This window comes from Vibrio sp. 1069, assembly GCF_033340555.1.
This window is the reverse complement of the sequence record NZ_JAWOWP010000197.1, coordinates 1-866: the sequence shown is the minus strand read 5'-3', so window position 1 is coordinate 866 and position 866 is coordinate 1. Positions and strand designations below refer to the sequence as shown.

Sequence of the window (866 nt, the reverse complement as noted above, 5' to 3'; positions counted from 1 at the left end):
TTACCATTGTTGGTAAGCCTCACACCTCAGCGGCTGCGCTGGACATTCTAAAAACGCTTTATGTAGATACTGCGCCTGTGCGTGGCGAGATCCCAGATATCGAACCAGAACAAATTCATCTGGCGATCAAAGAATCTGGCGTATTAGAACAAAATACCGAATCAAGTATTGCGCACGGAAAAGAAGTGTTCGTAAAAACCAAAAAAGGCGTCATTAAACCGCGCACACCAAACCAAGCTCAGTACTTGGTCAATATGGTTACGCACGACATCTCTTTTGGTATTGGTCCTGCAGGTACAGGTAAGACTTACCTTGCCGTTGCAGCAGCAGTTGATGCACTAGAACGCCAAGAAATTCGTCGCATTCTTTTGACACGTCCGGCGGTAGAAGCGGGTGAAAAACTGGGTTTCTTACCTGGTGACTTAAGCCAAAAGGTTGACCCATACCTTCGTCCACTGTACGACGCATTATTCGAGATGCTAGGCTTCGAGCGAGTTGAAAAGCTGATTGAACGCAACGTTATCGAGGTTGCTCCTCTGGCATACATGCGCGGTCGTACGCTGAACGATGCTTTCATCATTCTAGATGAAAGTCAGAACACCACCGTTGAACAGATGAAAATGTTCCTGACTCGTATTGGTTTCAATTCTCGTGCAGTTATTACTGGTGACGTTACTCAGATCGACTTACCCCGTGGTGCGAAGTCAGGTCTTCGTCATGCGATTGAAGTGCTCAGTGAAGTCGACGACATCAGCTTTAACTTCTTCCAAGCAGATGACGTTGTTCGCCACCCTGTGGTTGCTCGCATCGTCAACGCCTACGAGAAGTGGGAAGCGCAAGATCAAAAAGAACGTAAAGAGTTCGAG

Annotated in this window: 1 protein-coding gene; it reads left to right on the top strand. The window is 47.2% G+C overall.

Features of this window, described 5'->3' with window-relative positions; all coding sequences use genetic code 11:
* On the top strand, positions 1–866 hold an 866-nt coding region (locus R7040_RS25405; protein ID WP_318097415.1), incomplete at both ends, for a PhoH family protein.